Here is a 19451-nt window from a genome sequence, read left to right on the forward strand (position 1 = left end):
GCGATGCCTCGCGCCGTACCGGAAGGGATACACACCATGACCACCCCACAACACCCTCAACCGGTACGCCGGTCCGAGCATCCGCAGTCAGCCGATGGCTCTCCGGCCATCACTCGGGCCTTCGCCCTGCTCAGCAGGCGCTGGAACGGCTTGATCCTCATGGCCCTGGCCAAAGGCCTGGCGGACTTCGCACAGATTCGCGAGCGCGTCCCCGGCATCAGCGACCGCATGCTCGCCCAGCGCCTCCGGGAACTGACCGCGATCGACCTCATCACCCAGGACATCCGGCCCGGGCGGTCATCGCGAACCCACTACGCACTCTCCGCGCACGGCAAAGCCTTCCTCATTCCCCTGGCCGTTCTGTTCTTGTGGGCAGAGGATCACCTTCCACCGAGCGGCTCATCAGCATCGGATCAACCGACTACTCCAGGCTGCTGACCTCTCGTCACGCACAGCCAGGAGGTTGGCGTGCCGGCACCGGGGATCGGTGGTGTTGGATCCGCATCCTGGCCGTATCCCGAGTCAGCCTTCGGAGGAACGGGGAGCGCGCTTGTGCGCCCGTTCCTTCAACTCCTCCTCGTCGACCAGCGTGAGCATCGGCTGGCCCGGCGCGCACAGCATGGTCACCACGAACTTGGTCGATGCGTCCGACAGCGCATTGCCGTCCTGGTAGTGGATCACGTCACCGCCTGGCTCCCAGAACGTTCCACCGGCCTCGACCACGCGCTCTGGCTCGCCCTCAAGTTCGAACCGGAGTGCGCCCTCCATCACGTAGCCGAACGACGGGCCCGAATGGCGATGCGGAGGGAGCCCTGGGTGACCGGGAGGCCAGTCGACGAGGATGGTCATTCCCGAACCACCTTCGGGAAAGAAGGGCGGGGTGACCTCCTGCAACAACTTGACTTCGGGGGGCAAGGAGACCTGAGCGGCGGTCCCGGGCCCTGGGTTCTTCTCCGACATGTGCCACACCTCCGTAAGCCTTCCCGAGACGGACGGTCTCGCGTCAGCCACTACGCAGCCACTACGGCCCGGACCGATGTGACGACCCACTCGTTCGGCAGTGGCCAAGGTCGCCGGTTCCCTGCTGACAGGCCGTGTGCTCTTCTGCCTGTCCCAAACGGTCTCGACACCACCCTGCATCCCGTCGGCGGCCGCCACCATCCGGGAGCCGGTGGGCATCGGCACTCATCGCAGGAGCCGGTGACAGCCGAATCCCCATCCGACCGAATCCCCATCCGACCGAATTCCCATCCGGCCGCGGCCGCCGCGCCCGGCGGGCGCAATGAAGGGACCGCCGGGCCGGGACAGGAGAAGCAGTGGGTGGGATGTTCAGGACAACCAGTCGGTGTAGCGGGTGGGGGCGAGGTGGGCGTCTGTGTCGGTGAGGACGTCGCCCTTGACGACGGCGAACATGCCGGCGGTGGGGTCGGTGATGACGGTGCGGTGGTCGCCCTTGTGGGCCAGGGTGATCCGGCCCACCTCGTCCAGGGTGAAGACCTCGGGACCGGCGACGTTGTGGATGCCGTTCAGGGGGGCGCCGGCGGCGACCTCAGCTACCGCGGCGGCCACGTCCTTGGAGGCGATCGGCTGGATCGGCGTGGCGGGCAGCCGGACGGTGTCGGCGTCAGCGGTCCAGGACAGGACCGCGTCCATGAAGTCCATGAACTGCGTCGCCCGGACGATCGAGTAAGGGATCGGCCCGTCCGCGAGGATCTTCTCCTGGAGCGCCTTGGCCCGGTAGTAGTCCAGCTCCGGAACCTGGTCCACGCCGACGATCGAGAGGATGACGAAGTGGCCGACGCCGCCCTTGTGGGCCGCGGCCAGGAGGTTGTCCATCGAGGTCTGGAAGAAGCCCAGGGAGGCTTCGTCGAAGGTCGGGGAGTTCGTCAGGTTGACGACGACGTCCGCTCCCGCCGTCGCCTCCTCCAGTCCCCGACCGCTGATGATGTCGACTCCGGTGGACTTCGAGTGGGGCACCGCTTCGTGCCCGGCCGCGGTCAGATTCCTCACGACCTGCGAGCCGATGAGCCCGGTACCGCCGATTACTGCGATCTTCATGACATGCCTTCCGTGGTGATTACATGCGCAATATGGCATATGAACTGTTGTGTGGATGCGCCATGAAACGGTTCGCCTTTGGAGGGCCGGCGTCAGAGGCCGTCTATGAACGTGACCGTCTCGTCGAGCGGCGCCCGGCCTATGCGGGCCTCACCCGCTGTGACGTCTTGGAACCCGATCGACATGCCGCAGAAGAGGACCAGCCCGTCCGGGGGCGACAGGACTTCCGCGACAGTTTTGTGGTACTTCGCCCAGGCCATCTGCGCGCAGCTGTGGAGCCCCTTCGGTACGAAGCAGCAGCATTACGGTCTGCAAATACATGCCGACATCAGCCCATTGGGGTGAACCCATGTCCTTGTCGATGTAGCAGAACAGGGCGGCGGGCGCGCCGAAGCAGTCCCAGTTCGCGGCGGCCGCCCGCTGGCGCGCCTCAACGTCCTCACGCGCGATGCCGAGCGCCCCGTAGCGCTGCTTGCCGAAGGCGGATCGGCGCTCGCGGTACGGAGACTTCAGTTTCGGCGGATACATCTCATACTCCGGCGCGTCCCATGGGTCCCCCAGAGCCAGGCGCTCGCCGGCGCGCTTCTTGAGTTCGGCCAGTGGTGCGCCGGTCACCATGTAGGTGTGCCACGGCTGCAGGTTCGACCCGGACGGCGCCCAAGCCGCAGCGGACAGCACTCGCTCCAGCTTTTCTCTCGACACGGGCTCGCTGGTGAACGCGCGCACCGCCCGTCGGCGCGTGACCGCCTCGTAGACGTCCATGGCCACCCGCCTCCATCTGCTCAACGGGTCTGTCTTCGTTACACCTAAGATAGTATCACTCGATACGATATCGATCGAGACATCTCAGATCGTGAATGCCCAGCCCTTGTTTCGTGCCCATCCAAGACGTCACACGGAGGTCCCGACCTGGGGTTGGCCGACGTACGGCCTGTCGGAGGGGTGTGCCTCAGGACGACGATGCTGCGCGGCGAGGGTGGAAGCACACCGCCGTCCACGCGGGTGCCGTGAGAGCCGCGCGGACCCTCTGCCCCGTCGGTGACACCTCCGGCCGGCTGCCCGGTCGCCAGGCCCACACGCACCGACGACGGCCACGGCCCTCAAGGCGGCCTCGCCGTGCAAGCCTCATGAAACCAAGCAAACCAAGCGCGCCGATGCGGCCGACAACGGGTGCGCCGGCGCGCTTACGCCTCGTCGTCTGCCGGGTAAGCCAGCCGGGCCAGCAGATCCCTCAGTTCCTGAGGCTCCCCGGGCCGCAATTCCGCAACCAGACGCTCAGCCAGTGGCTCCGCAGCCACGTGGACCGCATCGAACAGCTCCAGCCCCGCAGGAGTGATCTCCACTGCCCGCACCCGCCGGTCCCCCGGTACGGCCTTGCGCACGGCCAGGCCCTTCCGCTCCAGGTCGTCTACGACCCGCATGATTCCGGCCTTGTCCGACCCGGTCGCCCCCACCAGGTCCCGCTGCACCGTGGGCCCCCGATTGACCAGCTCGATCAGCACCGCGAAATGCCGCAACTCGAGGCCATGCGGCCGAAGCGCCTCCCCCATCACCGCGGCCGCACGCCAGTGCGCCCGGCGCAGCAACAAGCCGAGAGCGAAAGGCGACGTGTCCCCGGGGCGGTCGGTCGCATGCGAGGCGGGGGTTCGGCGAGGAACGTCAGCGACCATGACGTCACATTACTTCATCCGATACGGTATCGGATGAAACTACAGGGCTGTCCCCCGTCTCCTGCGACAGCGACCGGAGGTCGGAGCCCATGGGCGTAGTGGCCGGGATGACGGCGCGCTCTCGCCGCCGTGGCCGGCCAGATCGCCTTGGCCGTCCCCATCGACGTTGACCCGCCGCAGTCGCCGGGCACCCGTCACCGGCGTCTGCCACACGCCCGCGTGGACCGTCGTGCCATGCCAGGCGACACCCTTCGGCGGCCCCACGTGCTCTGCGTGGCGGTAGCAGTCGGTGTACTGCGCGGCGTCGGTGAACGGGTAGTACAGCGACTGGTGGATGAAGGTGACGTCGCTGCGCTGCTTGGCCTAGATAGCCAGGGCCTGTTGCTGACATGGATTCGGTGGCGCGACGTGAGGACCCGCTCCAGTTGTAAGAACCGGCTTGCACTGGACATTGATGTCAGAGCCATCCGGCACACTGCGCCGCATGAACTTGGTGACCGCGCACGACTACGCCTGGATCCGCACTTCGCCGCTCTTCCGCCAGATGACCCAGAGCGGATACACCCTGACACTGATACAGGGGCGGACCCCGCGCGAGGTGCTGCGCGCGATGGAGGCGGAACCGTGCGGCAGGGGGGAGGGAACGGCCGGGTTGGTCGAGGCGGACGAGGCTCATCGTGCCGAGGAGGGTCACGACTACTGGGACGAGTCCTACGTCGCGGGTGCTTTCAGCGTTCCGGGCGAGAACGGCGACTGGACACTCGTACTCGGCTTCGACGGTGGCCTGGGAATTGCGGCATCGTGCGTCGAGACGCTGTCGAGGGGTGGCCGGGTCGTGGCGCACTCGACCAACGGCGGCAAGCCCATCCACCTCTTCCATTGGTTCGAGGACGGTGACCTCCGTACGACGTTCGAGGGCCCCTCGGCGCGCGACGGCAGCACTCCCGACGAACTGATCCCCCTGCTGCGAGAAGTTGGCTTTCCTTTGACCTCCGAGGGAGAGCACGACGAGAGCGCCCCGGACGTCGACCGGAAGGCGGCGGTCCTCGCTCTGGCCGAGAGACTCACCGGCGTACGCGTCACCGATTCCCTGCTCCAGGACGCTACCTACGAATTGGGGCTCGTCCCTGAACAGCCCGCCGAGGAGTGGACCGGCGTGGTCATTGACATCACCGATGCCCATGGTGAGCGCTTGTACAGGGAGTGGACCTACGAGGAGATCGCGGCGGCGTCGGACCGCGCACGGACCGAGGCAGACGCACCGGTCGTCATCAACTACAACCAGCCGCTGGCCACGGATCGTTCAGACCACGAGACAGGCGAGTAGCAAGCGCGCGGATGGAGGCTGTCCCGGGGCGCTCGCCGCCTCTACAAGGGACCTTTCGGCGACGGGGAGTGTCCCATGAAGCCATGGCGAGCTGGTGCGTGCTCTCTCACTTGGCAGTCGGGCTGGCTGGGCCTGGTCGAAGAGGGCGAGGGCTTCGGCGGGGTCCCGGATCACCAGGCCCTGGAACAGTGGCCGTCCGGCACGCTCCTCTCGCTCAAGGGCTGCGCCATGCCCATACATACCGAGTCCATCAAGCGCCCGGGCGAAGCCGATGCTGGGCCGCTTGGTCACAGGTAAGAGAAGTGTGCTGTGCAGCGGGAGGGCAGCGGGGACGATCGGGAGATGACAGGGCTCGGGGGACGCCGTCGGCGGCGCAACTGGCAGTTGATCTGGCTCCTTTGTGTCCTGGCGATCACAGCGAGCGCCGCGTACGCAGTCAGGCAGATCCTCCATGGCGGTCTGCAGTCCGGTGACACAGCAGGTGTACTGGGCCTCCCCTTAGGGGTGGCTGGGCTCGTGGCCGCGGTCCTGGCACTGCGTAAGCCGGTCGAAGGCAACGAGAGGGAACTCGCTCGAAGCGCGGCCGCAACACCGGCCAGCCAGGTCGAAGCCGGGGAGAGCGCGGTGTGGCGGCAGTTGCTGGGTGACGACACCCGGCGTATGAACCTCGTCTACGGTCTGCACCCGGCCGTGGTCCGCCCGGCCAGCGCTCCCCCCGCCGGGCAGCTGACCAGCGGCCTGGACCCGGTGACCATGCCAGACATCCTCACCTACTACCGCGCCACCCGGCCTCTGCGCCTGGTCGTCACCGGTGCCGCCGGTGCCGGCAAGACCGTCCTGGCGCTGGAACTGCTGCTGGCCCTCATCAACGGCCGCGCCGAGAACGACCCCGTCCCGGGTCGGATCCCGCTGTCGAGGTGGGACACCGAACACCAGACGCTGCCCGATCTACTGCGGCAGCGGCTGGTCGAAGCCTACGACTGGCCCGTCCACCTGGCCGCCAGCCTGTTCCGCCACCACTTGGTGCTGCCGGTTCTGGACGGCCTGGACGAGATGGACCCGCCCGCCGCTGACGGCTCCCCTGACCCCGCCGCCCCCCGGGCCACCGCCGTCATACGAACCCTCAACACTTACCAGCAGGGACGCGACGCCGGCCCCTCATCCTGACCTGCCGCACCCGGCACTACGACGCCTTGGCCGAACGTACCGAGGTCCTGGACGCTGCCCGCATCACAGTCGCCCCTGTCGGCGCCGATGACGCCCGGGCCTATCTGGCCGACCGCGCCCTCGATGTGGCCCGCTGGCGGCTCCTGCTCGACCACATGGCCACCCACCCCGGCGGGTTCCTTATTCACCCCCCCGTCCGTCCTCGGGGCGAACCTCCTCAGTCGAGCGCTTCTTGTCGCGCAAGGTCTCGATTTCGGCGGCCAGCGCGGCCATGTCGCGCACGTGCGTGTAGTACTTGGCCGCGTACTCGTCGTCGATCGCCGGGAGAACCTTCGCGAGCACCGTTGTGGCTCTCCTCAAGCCCGCGTGGCGCTGCTGATCGAGCGGGCCTTCGAGGGCGCCGGCAGCGTAGGCGTAGGCGTCCGCGTCGAGCAGCACCATGTCATGGTCCAGGACATCCCGGCCGCGGAAGCCTGGCGGGAACGGGTTGGCCATGTGCTCGGCCATCATCTGCGCGAGCGCGTCGAGCTTTTCTTCGAGCATGCGGGAGATCCTGCCAGGGCGCACGGGCGACAGGGTGCCGTTCACCGTTCAAATCCGCGGACCCGTTCTCTGGATCGTTTGTCCTCACCAAATCCCGTGGGTGGATCATGGCGTGATGACAACGGCTCCGTGGAGGTGTTGAGTGACGATCTCGATCCGACCTGCCCGGGATGACGAAGCGGCCTTCTTGTCTGAACTGGCGCTTCGCTCGAAGGCCCACTGGGGCTATGACGAGGCGTTTCTTGATGCGTGTCGCGACGAACTCACGCTCAGGGGCCCAGACCTGGCCAGCCGTCGGACGGCTGTTGCCGAGCGCGACGGCAGCATCGTGGGCTTCACGACCCTGGAGGGTGAGCCACCGCAGGGCGTCCTCGGCATGATGTTCGTCGATCCGGACGCGATCGGACAGGGCGTCGGCCGTCTGCTGTTCACGCATGCGGTGGAGACCGCCCAGGCGCTCGGGTTCACCCGGTTCAGCATCGACGCCGACCCGAACGCTGAGCCCTTCTATGAGGCCATGGGAGGTATCCCCGTCAGCCGTGTGCCCTCCGGGTCGATTCCGGGCCGGACCCTCACCCAGTACCTGCGCAGAATCCCGTCCTGAGGCCCTTTGCCTTCGAGGTTGTCTCACGTGGCGATTTTCGCGAGCTTCTTGTTGCAGGTCAGGGCGGTGGCCGTGGGCAGGCCTCGACTCTGCCGGGTCGTTGAGACCACGTACGGGATCTTGAGGCCTCGAGCAGCCCATGGCAGGCTCATTCCGCATGATCGATGAATTCGCGAAAGACAACCTGCACGGGAGACTGCGGCGGGACCGCAAGGCACTGCTCTGGAAACTCGATGGCTTGTCCGAATACGACGCCCGCCGACCTTTGACAGCGACCGGGACCAACCTCCTCGGCCTGGTCAAACACGTGGCCAGCGTCGAGGCCAGGTACTTCGGCGAGGTCTTCGACCGCCCCTCCCCGGAACCGCTGCCCCGGTGGCAGGACCACGACGGCAGCGATCTGTGGGCGACCGAGGACGAGACGCGCGATCAGATCATCGAGTCCTACCGGCGCACGTGGGAACACTCGGACGCGACGATCAACGAGCTTCCCCTCGACGCCCCCGGCCACGTGCCGTGGTGGCCGGAGCCTTATCGCAACACGAACCTGTTCGCCATCATGGTCCATGTCCTCAGCGAGTCCGTCCGGCATGCCGGACACGCCGACATCCTGCGCGAGAGGCTCGACGGCCGGACCGGGCTGCGCGCCGAACACGAGCAGCCCATCGACGAGGAAGCCCGTGCGGCCTACTGCGCGAAGATCGAGCAGGCCGCCAGATCGGCCGCATCAGTCAAGGCCTAGAGGCTGGCCTACGCGGCTTGATGTGCGAGCGGCATGATGCCGGTCGTGGGCGGAGGACCGAAGTCGGCCGCCTCTGGCGTCGGCTGCATCGGGCAGTGCTGGATCGAACTCGGGCACTCCCGCAGAGCGTCGTGGACTACAGCGACCGACTGCGCCGTCTCGGTGTCGGGGAGCGGTATGTCGAGCTGGAGCGGGACGCCTGCCCGGATCGTGCCGGCTCAGCCGGGGCCGCTCCTTCTCGCCATCGTCGGGCACCGCGAACGTGATCGCCCGGCGGAGGTTGGCATCCTCGCGTCTAGGGTGGGCCCGTGACCTCTCCGTCCTCGCTCCGCATCGCGATAGCTCAGATGATGATCACTGAAGATGCCCGCCAGAACGGCCCGACGGTCCGGCGGCTCATGCATGAAGCGGCCGAGGCGGGCGCCCGCCTGGTCCAGTTTCCGGAAGGCTGCCTGTCGGGGTACGCCAAGGAGCAGATCCGCGACTGGGACCAGATGGACTGGCCTGCGCTGCGGGAAGAGCACCGCCAAGTGGCTGCGCTCGCGGCCGAACTACGGCTTTGGGTGGTGCTGGGCAGCACTCACCGGCTCACCCCGCCGCATCGACCGCACAACAGCCTGTACGTGATCGCTGACGACGGACAGGTGGTGGACCGCTACGACAAGCGCTACTGCTCCCACACCGAGATCCTGCACTGCTACACCCCGGGATTCGCACCGACCACCTTCTCCGTCGACGGATTCACATTCGGCTGTGCCGTCTGTATCGAGATCAACTTCCCCGAACTGTTCCAGGAGTACGCGCACCTCGGAGTGGACTGCCTGCTGCTGTCGGCCTATCCGGTCGATTCGATCTTCGAGATCAGGGCGCGGGCGCATGCCGCGATCAACAACTACTGGCTGGCGATGGCCACACCGGCGCAGACGACCGATCTGCTCAACTCCGAGCTGATCGGACCGGACGGGAGCGTCCTGGCACGTGCCGATGCCGCAAGCGAACTGATCATCGGCGAACTGGACCGCCACGCACCTCAGTTCGACGTCGCCCTCAACAAGGCACGCCCCTGGCGAGCCAACGCCCGAGAGGGCGACATCTACCGCAGCCGCCGCGTCCGTGATCCGCGGAGCGAAGACCGCACCAGCTTCTGACAGCCGACGCGCTCCACCCAGCGGGTATACGGCACCACGCCTGCTCCCTCAGCGCGGTTCCGCCGGTCCAGGGTGATCGCCCGACCGAGTCGACGGTGCACCTGCGGTCCCTCACTGCCGGTGGATGCGGGGAGTTCGGGGCCGGCGGCCGTGCTGCCGCCCACGCAGGGCGATCGGCGCGCCGGGGGCTGGTCCGCCTCGTTGCTCGTTCACCCGCCCGTCGGCACGTTGCGGCCCACCGTTCACGGGAAATGATCGCATTACGAGCTCTTTAAGACCGGTGGTCGGTGAAAGTTTTCCGCCAGCGTGAGGTTCTCCGAGTGACGCGCGCTCCAGGGGCAGCTCCGTCATTCGGCCCACCAGTGGTGATTGGTGCCACAGATCATTTTGTCGCAATGTTCGTTTTGCGTCTTTTATTCCCTGCTTTTATTTCCATCTCTTTGCACAGGGCACGCGGTGCTCCGCTCTGGCGTGAACCTTGCCTCATGCGCCCGACCCGCAGGGGTAACCGGGTCGTCGGGATGTTCAAGCAACGATGAAAGGGAAGGGCATGCCCTTAGGCGTGATCGCATTAGGCGACTACGTACCTGACCGCGTGGTGGCGAACGACGAGATAAGCCGCTGGGCCGACGCGGATCCGTCATGGATCGCCGCCCGGACCGGTATCCAGGAACGCCACTATGCCGAACCGGAACTCGCCACCTCGGATCTGGCCGTGGAAGCCGCGAAACCCCTGCTCGACGCTCTGGATTCACCCGAGGAGATCGGCGCCGTCGTGGTCGCCACCTCCACTCCGGACCAGCCGCAGCCCGCGACCGCGAGTTTCGTACAGGAAAAACTCGACCTCGACACCGTTCCGGCGTTCGACGTGAACGCCGTGTGCTCGGGGTTCCTCTACGCCCTGACGGTGGCCCAGGGTCTGCTGTCCACGGCGGCGTCCGGGACGTGCGCCCTGGTGATCGGAGCGGACAAGTATTCGACGATCATGGACCGTCACGACCGGAAGACCGTCAGCCTCTTCGGTGACGGCGCCGGAGCGGTCCTCCTGGCCCCGGTACCCGAGGGCTTCGGCGTGCACAGCAGCGCTCTGCTCGCCGACGGCAAGGCCTCGTCATACGTGCGGGTGGAAGCGGGCGGCTCGCGCGTGCCCCTCACCCCCGAGGCGCGCCGGCAAGGGCGTCACCTCTTCCGCATGGACGGCAGGTCCGTGAAGGACTGGGGTCTCCAGTTCGTCCCGAAGGCGGTCCACCAGGCACTCGGCAAGGCGGGCTGGACGGTCGACGACATCGACCGCGCGGTGTTCCATCAGGGGAACACGCGACTGGTGCAGGCACTGGGTGAGGCCCTGGGAATCGAATCCGACCGGCTGGCACTGACCGCACCGGTGCTGGGAAACACAGCCGCTGCCTCGATTCCTCTCACCCTGGCGCATGAGCACCGGCGCCGCCCCTTCCAGCGGGGAGAAAGAATTCTTCTGGCTTCGGTGGGCGGCGGGATGACCGCGGCTGCCGTCACTCTCACCTGGTACTGAGGAAACGTTCCTCCCAGGGGCTCGAGAAATCCGACCGCGGAATTCGGTTCCGCCGACATCATTCCCGTAAGGAGTGCAGATCAATGCTGCCCGTCGTCAGTCATGCGACAGGTGTGTACGTCTTCGACGAAGCCGGAAAGGAATATCTCGACGGCTGCTCCGGAGCCGTCAACGTCAACCTCGGTCACGGCGTCGAGGACATCACCAAGCGGATGCACGACCAGATCGACAAAGTGTGCTTCACCTACCGCACCCAGTTCCGCTCGCGCCCTCTCGAGCAGTTGACCGAACACCTCAAGCAGCTGGCCCCCGGGGAGGTGAGCGAGGTCGTCTACGGCAACTCCGGCTCCGACGCGATCGAGACGGCCCTGCGCCTGGTCACCCTGCTCAACGCCCGCTCGTACCGTCCCTTCAAGTCGACGGTCCTCACCGAGGAGCCCAGCTACCACGGCATGACCGCCGGCGCCCTGGCGGCTTCCGGGCACCCGCTGCGCCGTGAGCATCTGACGCCGCTGCTCGCCAACCAGGCCACGGTCGCCAAGGTGCGGCCGAAGAACGGGGCCCTGCGGGCGGATGTGGAGGACTGGGAGGAGGCGATCGAGCGCATCGGGCCGGCGAACCTCGCCGCTGTGATCATCGAGCCGGTCGGAGGTGCCTCCTCGGGAGCCGCACCAGCCGACCGGGAGACCCTGCGGCGGCTGCGGGAACTGGCGGACGAACACCGGTTCGTCCTCGTCGCGGACGAGGTCATGTCCGGCCTCGGGCGCACGGGGACATGGTTCGCTTCGCAGCACGCCGGGATCGCCCCCGACGTGACCGTCGTCGGCAAGGGCATGTCGAGCGGCTACGCACCGATCTCGGCGACCCTCATCTCGCCCTCCGTGGCCGGCCAGTTCGACGTCCCTGTCTCCTCCCTGCTGTTCGGTCACACCATGGCCGGTGCTCCCCTGGCCGCAGCCGCGGGCCTCGCCGTCGTCGAGTACTCGCGCAGCGAGCAGATTCCGCAGAAGGCCGCTCGCGCCGGCGAACGGCTGCGGCAGATCCTGGAGGACGTCACCGGACGCCACCCCCTGGTCACCGGCGTACGCGGTGTCGGCCTCCAGCTCGCTCTGGGCCTGCACAGTGACCCGGACCGTTTCCCCGGCACGAGCGCCGATCTGACCCGGGCCGCCCGCGAGGAAGGACTGCTGCTCTACCCCGCGGGTATCGGGCCGCGGTGGGAGTCGGTCCTGGTGACACCGCCTTTGACGATCTCCGACCGCGAACTGGACGATCTCGCCGTCCGTCTCGACCGCGCCCTGCTCCGCCTCGCGCCGCGGGCCGCGCGGACGACGGGCGCGGCCTTGCCTGCCACTGTCTGACCGGGCCTCACCACCACACTGTCGTCAAGGAGTTACCTATGATCGACCGTTTTGCCACGCCAGGCGTCCGTGAGCGCTTCGAGAAGCTGGCCGCGGAAACGGTGGCCGTACGGGCCGAGGAATGCGCCCGGCAGGACCGCCTGGACCGAGAGTCCTGGCAGGAACTCAGCGACGCCGGCCTGTGGCGGTTAGCGGTACCCACCGAATGGGGCGGCGACGGCGGCACCTGGTGGGACCTCGCGGCGGCCCTGGAGGGCATCGCCGCCGGCGGACGGGACCTGGGATTCTGCCTGTCGGTGGTGGCCCAGGCCGGCCTGGTGCGTTCCCTCCTCACCTACGGCACCGACGCCCAGAAGGAGTACTGGCTGCGCCGTCTGCTCTCGGGTGACGTCGGGGCGACCGCCCTGACCGAGACGACCGGAGGATCGGACGTCACCCGCATCCGGACGGCCGCCCGGCGCGCGGCGGACGGCGACTACCTGCTCACCGGGCACAAGGACCACATCACCAACGGTCCGGCAGCCGATGTCGCCCTCGTGCTGGGCCGCATACCGGAGGCCGGGGACCGCGACATCACCCTGTTCATGGTGGACCTGCACGCCGAGGGCGTCCAACGGGGCGAACCCGAGAACATGATGGGCAACCGGACCAGCCCCACCGGCCCCATCGCCTTCACCGACGTACGGGTTGAGCCCCACAACATCGTCGGTGAGGTCGGAGCGGGCATCGAAGCGATCTACAACACGATCTCCCTCGACCGGCTCCTGTACGGCATCCTCGCCGCCGCCTACCTCGACCCGCTCCTGGACCAGACGCTCGAGTACGCCCTGACACGGAACGCCTTCAAGGTGCCCATCGCCGAGCACCAGTACGTCCAGGGCCGCATCACCGATGCCAAGTTCGCCGTCGAGGCCACCCGCTGGGTCTCCTACGGAGCCCTGGACCACCTCATGCGCGAGTCCGGCGAGGCCTCCCTCATGTGCTCCGTCGCCAAGTACCACGCCGGCGAGACCCTGAAGCTCGGTACGGAAACCGCACTGCGGGTGCTCGGACACCTCGGCTACATGGAAGGCCCGTACGCCCAGGCTCTGAAGGACGCGCTGGGAACGGTCATCGCCGGCGGCACCGCCGAGATGCAACGCAAGAACGTCTTCAACCAGATGCGGCGCCTGGCCGCCTGACCCGCACGACACGGGAAAGGAGGAAGACCATGTCCACTCCCCATTTCGACGACCTCATCGGCACCACCGCCACGCTCACCCGCACCGTCACCCCCGAGCAGTCGGCCAAGGCCTGGGGCAACGGTCTGGACGTCCTGGCCACGCCGGTACTGCTGTGGCTCAGCGAGATCGCCGCGATGAAGGTGATCGAGGACAGGATGCAGGACCCGGCGATGTCCGTGGGCCTCGCCCACGACTCCGCCCACCTGGCCCCCACCCCCACCGGGGAGACCGTCACGGTCACCGCCACGTTGACCGCGGTCGACAAACGACGGCTGACCTTCGTCGTCGAAGCCCGCGACGACCAGGCCACCGTACTGCGCGGCACCCACACACGAGCCGTCGTCGACCGGGACGCCTTCACGCAGAAGCTCGCCGACCGCACCTGACGACCCGACAACGGCGGGCCTGCGAAAGCGGTACGTCCGCTCTCGCAGGCCCGCCCCCAGGAGAAGGAACCCCCACATGCCACAGCTCGTCATCGGCAACACCACAGCCGAGTACAGCGGCGTACCGGCACGCGACCTGGCGCCCAAGGCCATCCACAAACAGCACGCCGTCTCCACCCGCACGGCCTGGCTCCTCAACGACGGCGACGTGTTCCTGTCCTCGCGCCCGCTCACGGACGCGTTTCGCACCTACCTCACCGCCACGCTCGGCCTCGACCCGGACACCATCACCTTCCTCACCCCTCAGCACCCCGCGACGAAGGCCGGCTTCCTGGACTCCGAGCAACTCCTCGACCCCGCCCTCTCCGAGCTGCTGCGCCACCGCATCACCCAGCCCGAACAGTGGACCGTCGTCCCCTACATCCACGACCGCGCCGTAGCCCAGCTCGGCGACCACCTCGGCCTGGCCGGCACCGCCAACCCCCCGTTCTTCGCCCAGGGCGGCAGCGACGCCTTCAACAGCAAGTTCTACTTCCGCATCTGGGCCACCGGCCTCGGTGTGCCCATCGCACCCGGACGCAGCTCCTCGACCCCCACCATGACCGTCTCGGCCGTCCACGACCTCCTCACCCGGACCGGATCCGTCATCGTCAAACAGGACAACGCCGCAAGCGGCCGCGGCAACCTCCTGGTCACCACCGACGCGGAGACCCCGGGCATCGGCGTGGCCACCACCTGCCACGTCCCCGCAGGGGCCGACGAAGACACCCTGCGAGGTCTGCTCACACCGCACCTCGGCACCGACCGGGCCGAAACCGTCATCGAGGCCTACTACCCGCACAGCCGCGTCCTCTACAGCGAGGTCGCCGTCGGCGAACCACCCGCCGCCCCCGTCATCCTCAACTGGGGAGACATGCGCATGGAACCCACGTGGAACGGCTTCGCCGTACCCGCCGCCGATCTGCCCGGCCAGGCACGCGACCTCATGCTGCACTGGTCGACGGCCATGGGCCGCTACCTGCAGACCACCGGCTACCGCGGATACCTCAACTGCGACTCCATCCTCACCCCCGACGGGCAGCTCCTCTTCAACGAGGTGAACGCCCGCATCGGAGGCTGCACCCACATGCACTTCGCCGCCCAGCGGGTCCTGGGCCCGGACTACCTGAACCGGTACACCCTGCTCACCCGCAACGACCTGCACGTCACCTCGTTCGAGAAACTCGCCTGGGCCATCAGCCGCGACCCCGACCTCGACGGCACCAACGGCTCCGGCGTGCTCCTCCTGGTCGACGACGTCCCCTACACCGGTACCGTGCAGTACCTCGCCTACGGACCCACTCCGCAGGCCGCCGCACGAGCAGAGAACCGACTCCACGAGACCGCCTCGACCTGCTGAGACACACCATGACCACCACCGTGCCCTCCGCCCGCACCAGCTACCGCAACGTGCTCGCCCTGCCCGGCACCCGCCTGTGGTACGTGACCGCCGCCCTGGCCCGCGCACCCGTCGTCATGGCGCCCCTCGCCCTGGTCTTCGCCGGGTACAGCGCCGGCTCGTTCACCCTCGGCGGCACACTGGCAGCCGTCTACGCCCTCGGTGAAGCCGCCGCGGCGCCGATACTGGGCCGGTGGTTCGACACCCGGCCCTTCGTACCGGTCCTGCGCTGGACCCTGACGGCCAACGCCATCAGCTACATCGCGCTCGCCGTCACCGCGGGACGGACGCCCGCCGCCGTCCTGATCGTCCTGGCGGCACTCGCCGGCGCCACCGGATCCGGAGCACCCGGCGGCATGCGCGCCCAGCTGTCCGCGGCCACCCCCGAGGAGCTGCGAGCCGGCGCGCTGAGTCTGGACACCTCCCTCTCCCAGGCAGTCCGCGCAGCCGCACCGCCCCTCGCATCCGGCCTGTACGCCCTCTCCACGGCGTCCGGCACCCTGATCGCCATGGCTGTCTTCGTGGCCGTTCCCGCCGCGGCGGCGCACCGCATCCCCCACGCCCCCGCGCCGTCCCGGACCCACCCCCGGCAGCAGGACGCCTCGAAGGTGACGCGGATCCTGCGCCGCAGCTGGGCCACCGCGCTGCTGTCCGCCGCCATCATGTTCCTCATCGGCACCGTCGATGTCCTGCTGCCCGCCCGGCTCAAGGCCGTGGGCTCGTCCCCCACCCTCGCCGGGCCCGTCCTCGCAGCGTTCGCCGTCACCAGCATCGTCGCGGGGCTCGTCTACGGAGCGCGCACCTGGCCCGGCGGTATGCGTGCCCAGAGCGCCTGCATGCTTCTGGTCATGACCGCGGCCCTGGCCATCCCCGGCCTGAGCGGCCAACCCCTCACCTACGCGCTCGTCTTCGCCCTCGCCGGCACCCTGTACAGCCCCCTGCTCACCATCCGCAACCTCGCCCTGCAGGAACAGCTCCCCCAGACGGCCTGGGCCACCGGATTCTCCATCCTCTACGCGGCCGCCGGCCTCGGCTACGGCGTCGCCGGCCTGCTGGCCGCGGCTCTCCTCGACACCACGACCACGTCCACCGCATTCCTCGCCTGCACCGCCGCCACCCTCGTCCTCGGCATCATCGCCCTGGCCGCGGAACGCCTCTCCAGCCCCGACCCGGCCGCCGAGGACGCCACCGAGCCACGGACGTAGAACGGCCGTAGCAGGAGTGACGGCGGGCGTCCTCTGCCCCGGTCGGGGCGGGCAGCAGTGCTGATGACGCGGGCCTTCGGCACTTGGACGAGGCGGACCGGATCCGTATGCCGATCGGCTGATGCCGGTCGGCTGCGGAGAAGGCACCGCACAGCCGTCGCCGGGTCGTGGTGTATCGGCGCCCGGCGCGGGCGGGTTCATCGTCAGCAGGTGGTGAGCATGCCTTCGCGCAGCCGGGCCAGGCAGCGGGAGAGAAGTCGGGAGACGTGCATCTGGGAGACGCCGAGACGTTCGCCGATCTGGGCCTGGGTGAGTTCTTCCACGAAGCGCATGTGGATGACCTGACGGTCGCGTTCGTCGAGTGCGGCGATCATCGGGGCGAGGGCGTGGAAGTCCTCCACGAGTTCGAGGGCCTGGTCGTCGGTGCCGATGAAGTCGGCCAGGGCCGTCTCGCCGTCCTCGCTGCCGCCGATGGCGGCGTCCAGGGAGGAGGAGTTGTAGCCGTTGGAGGCCAGGCGGGCCTCACGGACCTCGTCCTCGGACAGGCTCATCAGCTCCGACAGCTCCTTCACCGTCGGGTCGCGGTCCAGGCGGCTGCGGAGTTCTTCGGTGGCGCGGGCGAGCTGGACGCGGGCCTCCTGGAGCCGGCGCGGCACGTGCACGGCCCAGGTGGTGTCACGGAAGAACCGCTTGATCTCGCCGACTATGTAGGGGATCGCGAAGGAGGTGAACTCCACCTCCCGGGTGAGCTCGAACCGGTCGATCGCCTTGATCAGGCCGATCATGCCGACCTGGACGATGTCCTCCATCTCCTCCGGACCGCGGCTGCGGAACCGCCCCGCCGCGAAGCGCACCAGGGACATGTTCATCTCGATCAGCGTGTTGCGCGCGTACTGGTACTCCGGCGTGCCCTCCTCCAGCGCCGCCAGCTGATCGAAGAACAGGCGCGTCAGCTGCCGGGCGTCCTTCGGCGCCACCTTGGAGGGGTCGGCGACCTCCGGCAGACCACTTACCTTCGTCTCCGTCTTCGCCGCAGTCACTGTCGCCATGAGGCTTCCCTCCCCTTGTCGCTGCACGCTGCCGGCCTGCCACGGGCCGACGGCAGGCCGCCTACCCCGGCATGCGCAGGTCATGCGCACAACGGGAAACGGGTGCACCGTCCCGCCTGCGGGGCAGCTGTCGCCTCGGCCTCAAAGCCACCGTCTCCGCACCGGAGGAGATCCGAGGAAGAGACGCGCAGCAGACGGTCGGGCGGCTGCGGGCTGGATTCCCGCTCAGCATGCCGACGAGTCGGGGTGTGCCGCCGGACGTTGGCGCAGCCCACACAGCACGTCGTGTCCCGTGATCTCCAGCACCCGGATGAGGGTCGGCGCCCGCAGGCCGGTCACGGCGAACAGCGTCCCCGCCCGCGCGGCCAGTTCCCTCATCGTCATCAGAGCCCTGACTCCCGCCCCGTCGCAGAACGACACCGCGGACAGGTCCACAACCAGGCGGACAGGCTGCTGTTCAAGGCACTCCCGGACAACCGTGACCAGCTCGTCGCCGGTGAAGGTGTCCAGCTCGCCGAAGACTCCCACCGAGTGCACCCCGCCCTCGCGGGCGACCAGGGTCGTGATCCCTCCAGCACCATTCATCTGCGGCCTCCCTCGGCAGCAGTGACACGGACAGTCAGCCCGCCGTCCGCCGGGCGGCGGGCTGTCGGATACGGGTGGGTGCCGGGCAGGCACACGGCCGGCCGGCCGTGACACCGGGTGGCCCCGGTGGGGAGTGCGGTGATGGGGGCATGTCTGTCCATCACCCTCGTCTGCCCCGGCAGACGGATCGCTGTCAGCCACCGACGTTAGCGACAACCGTGACATGTGTCTCTGAAAATCCTGGTCAAGCCACCCCGAGGCGGTGCAAGCGGAGACGAAGGCTCGTGGTGGGTGCCAGGGTGGCGCATCAAGGTGTTGGGCGGAGGGCTGTCAGGAGGATTCCCGGACCACGAGTTCCGTGCGGAGGATGACGTGGCGCCAGGCCGCGGACTGCTCCTCCATCTCCTCCAGCAGCAGCCTGATCATGGCCCGCCCCATCTGCTCCAGCGGCTGCCGCACTGTGGTCAGGCGCGGCTCGGTGCGCTGGGCCAGTGAAAAGTCGTCGAAGCCGATGACCGCGACATCCTCCGGTACCCGCCGTCCGGCCGCGCGCAGGGCGCGCAGCGCTCCGGCCGCCGTGGTGTCCGACGCAGCGAGGACGGCGTCGATCTCGGGATGCCGTTCGAGGAGTTCCGTCATGGCGCGACGGCCGCTCTCCTCCGAGAAGTCGCTCTCCGCAACCCAGGACCGTGACGTCTTCAGGCCGGCCAGCGCCAGCGCATCCTCATAGCCGCGCAGCCGGCACTGCGCGACGTACATGTCCAGTGGCCCCGTGATGGTGGCGATCGCCCTGCGGCCCTGTTTCAGGAGGTGGGACACGGCGTTGCGGGCACCGCCCACGTTGTCGGCGTCGACGTAGCTCACGTACTCGTCGCCGGAGCGGCGTCCCAGCAGCACGGTCGGCAACCGTGCCTCGGCGAGCATGTCCGGCAGCCTGTCGCCCGCGTGCACCGACATCAGCAGGACTCCGTCGACCCGCCCGCCTCGCGCGTACTCCAGGAAGCGCTGCCGCTCGGTCTCCGAGCGGACCAGGGTCAGCATCAGCTGCATCCCGGTGTCCGCCAGCGCGTCGCCGAGTGAGCGGACGATCTCCGAGAAGAACGGCTCCGCGAACTGCCTCCAGTCCGGCTCGGTCAGCACGAGGGCCACGGCGTCGGCACGCTGCCCAGCCAGGGACCGGGCCGCGAGATTGGGCACGTACCCCAGTTCTTCGATGGCTCGCTGCACGGCCCGGCGTGTCGACTCCTTCACGCCGGCCGCGTTGTTGATGACCCGGGAGACCGTGCCCCGTCCGACCCCAGCGTGGGCGGCCACCTCTTCCAGAGTCGGCGCCCCAGGTCGTCGCCTGGCCATGACCACCTCCCCCACCCGCGAGATCACCGATCTTACGGGGCGGAGGACCCGGGCACATGCC

The 19451-nt window shown here is 68.4% G+C and carries 19 protein-coding genes and 1 pseudogene; 12 read left to right on the top strand and 8 right to left on the bottom strand.

The features are described 5' to 3' along the window. Positions 1-36: 36 nt before the first annotated feature. Positions 37-438, top strand: coding sequence for a winged helix-turn-helix transcriptional regulator (locus MB828_RS16465; protein ID WP_301648835.1), 402 nt, complete (start codon positions 37-39; stop codon positions 436-438). Positions 439-522: 84 nt separating this feature from the next. Here the strand turns inward: MB828_RS16465 and MB828_RS16470 are convergent, their stop codons facing one another. The 4 genes and pseudogenes from MB828_RS16470 to MB828_RS16485 form a co-directional block, all read right to left on the bottom strand. After that, positions 523-960 carry a cupin domain-containing protein gene (locus MB828_RS16470; protein WP_301648836.1) on the bottom strand — a complete coding sequence of 146 codons (438 nt, stop codon included), beginning with the start codon at positions 958-960 and terminating at the stop codon, positions 523-525. Between the two features lie 369 nt (positions 961-1329). Then, a complete protein-coding gene (locus MB828_RS16475; protein WP_301648837.1) occupies positions 1330-2058 on the bottom strand; it encodes an SDR family oxidoreductase in 729 nt (242 codons plus the stop codon). A gap of 92 nt (positions 2059-2150) precedes the next feature. Then, a pseudogene (locus tag MB828_RS16480) lies at positions 2151-2820 on the bottom strand (nitroreductase). A gap of 422 nt (positions 2821-3242) precedes the next feature. Continuing rightward, complete coding sequence (locus MB828_RS16485) at positions 3243-3728, bottom strand: MarR family winged helix-turn-helix transcriptional regulator (protein ID WP_301648838.1); 486 nt, start codon at positions 3726-3728, stop codon at positions 3243-3245. 484 nt (positions 3729-4212) lie between these two features. Here MB828_RS16485 and MB828_RS16490 point away from each other — a divergent pair, with 484 nt between their 5' ends. Next, positions 4213-5055, top strand: coding sequence for a DUF6461 domain-containing protein (locus MB828_RS16490; RefSeq protein WP_301648839.1), 843 nt, complete (start codon positions 4213-4215; stop codon positions 5053-5055). A gap of 516 nt (positions 5056-5571) precedes the next feature. After that, a complete protein-coding gene (locus tag MB828_RS16495) occupies positions 5572-6222 on the top strand; it encodes an NACHT domain-containing protein (RefSeq protein WP_301648840.1) in 651 nt (216 codons plus the stop codon). A 180-nt stretch (positions 6223-6402) separates the two neighbouring features. Here MB828_RS16495 and MB828_RS16500 read toward each other — a convergent pair whose 3' ends face one another. Continuing rightward, positions 6403-6765, bottom strand: a complete 363-nt coding sequence (locus MB828_RS16500) for a hypothetical protein (RefSeq protein WP_301648841.1) — start codon at positions 6763-6765, stop codon at positions 6403-6405. A 142-nt stretch (positions 6766-6907) separates the two neighbouring features. On the opposite strand from MB828_RS16500, the gene MB828_RS16505 reads away from it, so the two are divergent. From MB828_RS16505 to MB828_RS16545, 9 genes are all read left to right on the top strand, one after another. Next, a complete protein-coding gene (locus MB828_RS16505) occupies positions 6908-7369 on the top strand; it encodes a GNAT family N-acetyltransferase (RefSeq protein ID WP_301648842.1) in 462 nt (153 codons plus the stop codon). A 157-nt stretch (positions 7370-7526) separates the two neighbouring features. Continuing rightward, positions 7527-8111, top strand: a complete 585-nt coding sequence (locus MB828_RS16510) for a DinB family protein (RefSeq protein WP_301648843.1) — start codon at positions 7527-7529, stop codon at positions 8109-8111. Between the two features lie 308 nt (positions 8112-8419). Further along, a complete protein-coding gene (locus MB828_RS16515) occupies positions 8420-9259 on the top strand; it encodes a carbon-nitrogen hydrolase family protein (protein ID WP_301648844.1) in 840 nt (279 codons plus the stop codon). A 550-nt stretch (positions 9260-9809) separates the two neighbouring features. Next, positions 9810-10790, top strand: coding sequence for a 3-oxoacyl-ACP synthase III family protein (locus tag MB828_RS16520; RefSeq protein WP_301648845.1), 981 nt, complete (start codon positions 9810-9812; stop codon positions 10788-10790). An 83-nt stretch (positions 10791-10873) separates the two neighbouring features. Next, a complete protein-coding gene (locus tag MB828_RS16525; protein ID WP_301648846.1) occupies positions 10874-12151 on the top strand; it encodes an aminotransferase class III-fold pyridoxal phosphate-dependent enzyme in 1278 nt (425 codons plus the stop codon). A gap of 38 nt (positions 12152-12189) precedes the next feature. Next, positions 12190-13332 carry an acyl-CoA dehydrogenase family protein gene (locus MB828_RS16530; protein ID WP_301648847.1) on the top strand — a complete coding sequence of 381 codons (1143 nt, stop codon included), beginning with the start codon at positions 12190-12192 and terminating at the stop codon, positions 13330-13332. Between the two features lie 29 nt (positions 13333-13361). Beyond that, positions 13362-13760 carry a thioesterase family protein gene (locus MB828_RS16535; RefSeq protein ID WP_301648848.1) on the top strand — a complete coding sequence of 133 codons (399 nt, stop codon included), beginning with the start codon at positions 13362-13364 and terminating at the stop codon, positions 13758-13760. Positions 13761-13836: 76 nt separating this feature from the next. Beyond that, on the top strand, positions 13837-15159 hold the full coding sequence (locus tag MB828_RS16540; RefSeq protein ID WP_301648849.1) for a hypothetical protein: 1323 nt from the start codon (positions 13837-13839) through the stop codon (positions 15157-15159). Positions 15160-15167: 8 nt separating this feature from the next. Then, a complete protein-coding gene (locus tag MB828_RS16545; protein ID WP_301648850.1) occupies positions 15168-16403 on the top strand; it encodes an MFS transporter in 1236 nt (411 codons plus the stop codon). Positions 16404-16606: 203 nt separating this feature from the next. Here the strand turns inward: MB828_RS16545 and MB828_RS16550 are convergent, their stop codons facing one another. From MB828_RS16550 to MB828_RS16560, 3 genes are all read right to left on the bottom strand, one after another. After that, complete coding sequence (locus MB828_RS16550; protein ID WP_301648851.1) at positions 16607-17452, bottom strand: RNA polymerase sigma factor SigF; 846 nt, start codon at positions 17450-17452, stop codon at positions 16607-16609. A 225-nt stretch (positions 17453-17677) separates the two neighbouring features. Then, entirely contained in the window at positions 17678-18037 is a 360-nt protein-coding gene (locus tag MB828_RS16555) for an STAS domain-containing protein (RefSeq protein ID WP_301648852.1), read from the bottom strand. A 330-nt stretch (positions 18038-18367) separates the two neighbouring features. Then, positions 18368-19390 (bottom strand): LacI family DNA-binding transcriptional regulator, encoded by a 1023-nt coding sequence (locus tag MB828_RS16560; protein WP_301648853.1) that lies wholly within the window; start codon positions 19388-19390, stop codon positions 18368-18370. Positions 19391-19451 lie beyond the last annotated feature (61 nt).

Source organism: Streptomyces arenae (assembly GCF_022343545.1).
In the GTDB taxonomy this organism is placed as follows: Bacteria; Actinomycetota; Actinomycetes; order Streptomycetales; family Streptomycetaceae; genus Streptomyces; species Streptomyces humi.

Bases quoted from the DNA above. Each gene is read 5' to 3' on its own strand.
- MB828_RS16560 (WP_301648853.1), bottom strand. From the start codon at position 19,390: ATGGCCAGGCGACGACCTGGGGCGCCGACTCTGGAAGAGGTGGCCGCC.
- MB828_RS16525 (WP_301648846.1), top strand. From the start codon at position 10,874: ATGCTGCCCGTCGTCAGTCATGCGACAGGTGTGTACGTCTTCGACGAA.
- MB828_RS16470 (WP_301648836.1), bottom strand. From the start codon at position 960: ATGTCGGAGAAGAACCCAGGGCCCGGGACCGCCGCTCAGGTCTCCTTG.
- MB828_RS16530 (WP_301648847.1), top strand. From the start codon at position 12,190: ATGATCGACCGTTTTGCCACGCCAGGCGTCCGTGAGCGCTTCGAGAAG.
- MB828_RS16485 (WP_301648838.1), bottom strand. From the start codon at position 3,728: ATGGTCGCTGACGTTCCTCGCCGAACCCCCGCCTCGCATGCGACCGAC.
- MB828_RS16520 (WP_301648845.1), top strand. From the start codon at position 9,810: ATGCCCTTAGGCGTGATCGCATTAGGCGACTACGTACCTGACCGCGTG.
- MB828_RS16475 (WP_301648837.1), bottom strand. From the start codon at position 2,058: ATGAAGATCGCAGTAATCGGCGGTACCGGGCTCATCGGCTCGCAGGTC.
- MB828_RS16490 (WP_301648839.1), top strand. From the start codon at position 4,213: ATGAACTTGGTGACCGCGCACGACTACGCCTGGATCCGCACTTCGCCG.
- MB828_RS16540 (WP_301648849.1), top strand. From the start codon at position 13,837: ATGCCACAGCTCGTCATCGGCAACACCACAGCCGAGTACAGCGGCGTA.
- MB828_RS16535 (WP_301648848.1), top strand. From the start codon at position 13,362: ATGTCCACTCCCCATTTCGACGACCTCATCGGCACCACCGCCACGCTC.
- MB828_RS16465 (WP_301648835.1), top strand. From the start codon at position 37: ATGACCACCCCACAACACCCTCAACCGGTACGCCGGTCCGAGCATCCG.
- MB828_RS16550 (WP_301648851.1), bottom strand. From the start codon at position 17,452: ATGGCGACAGTGACTGCGGCGAAGACGGAGACGAAGGTAAGTGGTCTG.
- MB828_RS16545 (WP_301648850.1), top strand. From the start codon at position 15,168: ATGACCACCACCGTGCCCTCCGCCCGCACCAGCTACCGCAACGTGCTC.
- MB828_RS16510 (WP_301648843.1), top strand. From the start codon at position 7,527: ATGATCGATGAATTCGCGAAAGACAACCTGCACGGGAGACTGCGGCGG.
- MB828_RS16555 (WP_301648852.1), bottom strand. From the start codon at position 18,037: ATGAATGGTGCTGGAGGGATCACGACCCTGGTCGCCCGCGAGGGCGGG.
- MB828_RS16500 (WP_301648841.1), bottom strand. From the start codon at position 6,765: ATGCTCGAAGAAAAGCTCGACGCGCTCGCGCAGATGATGGCCGAGCAC.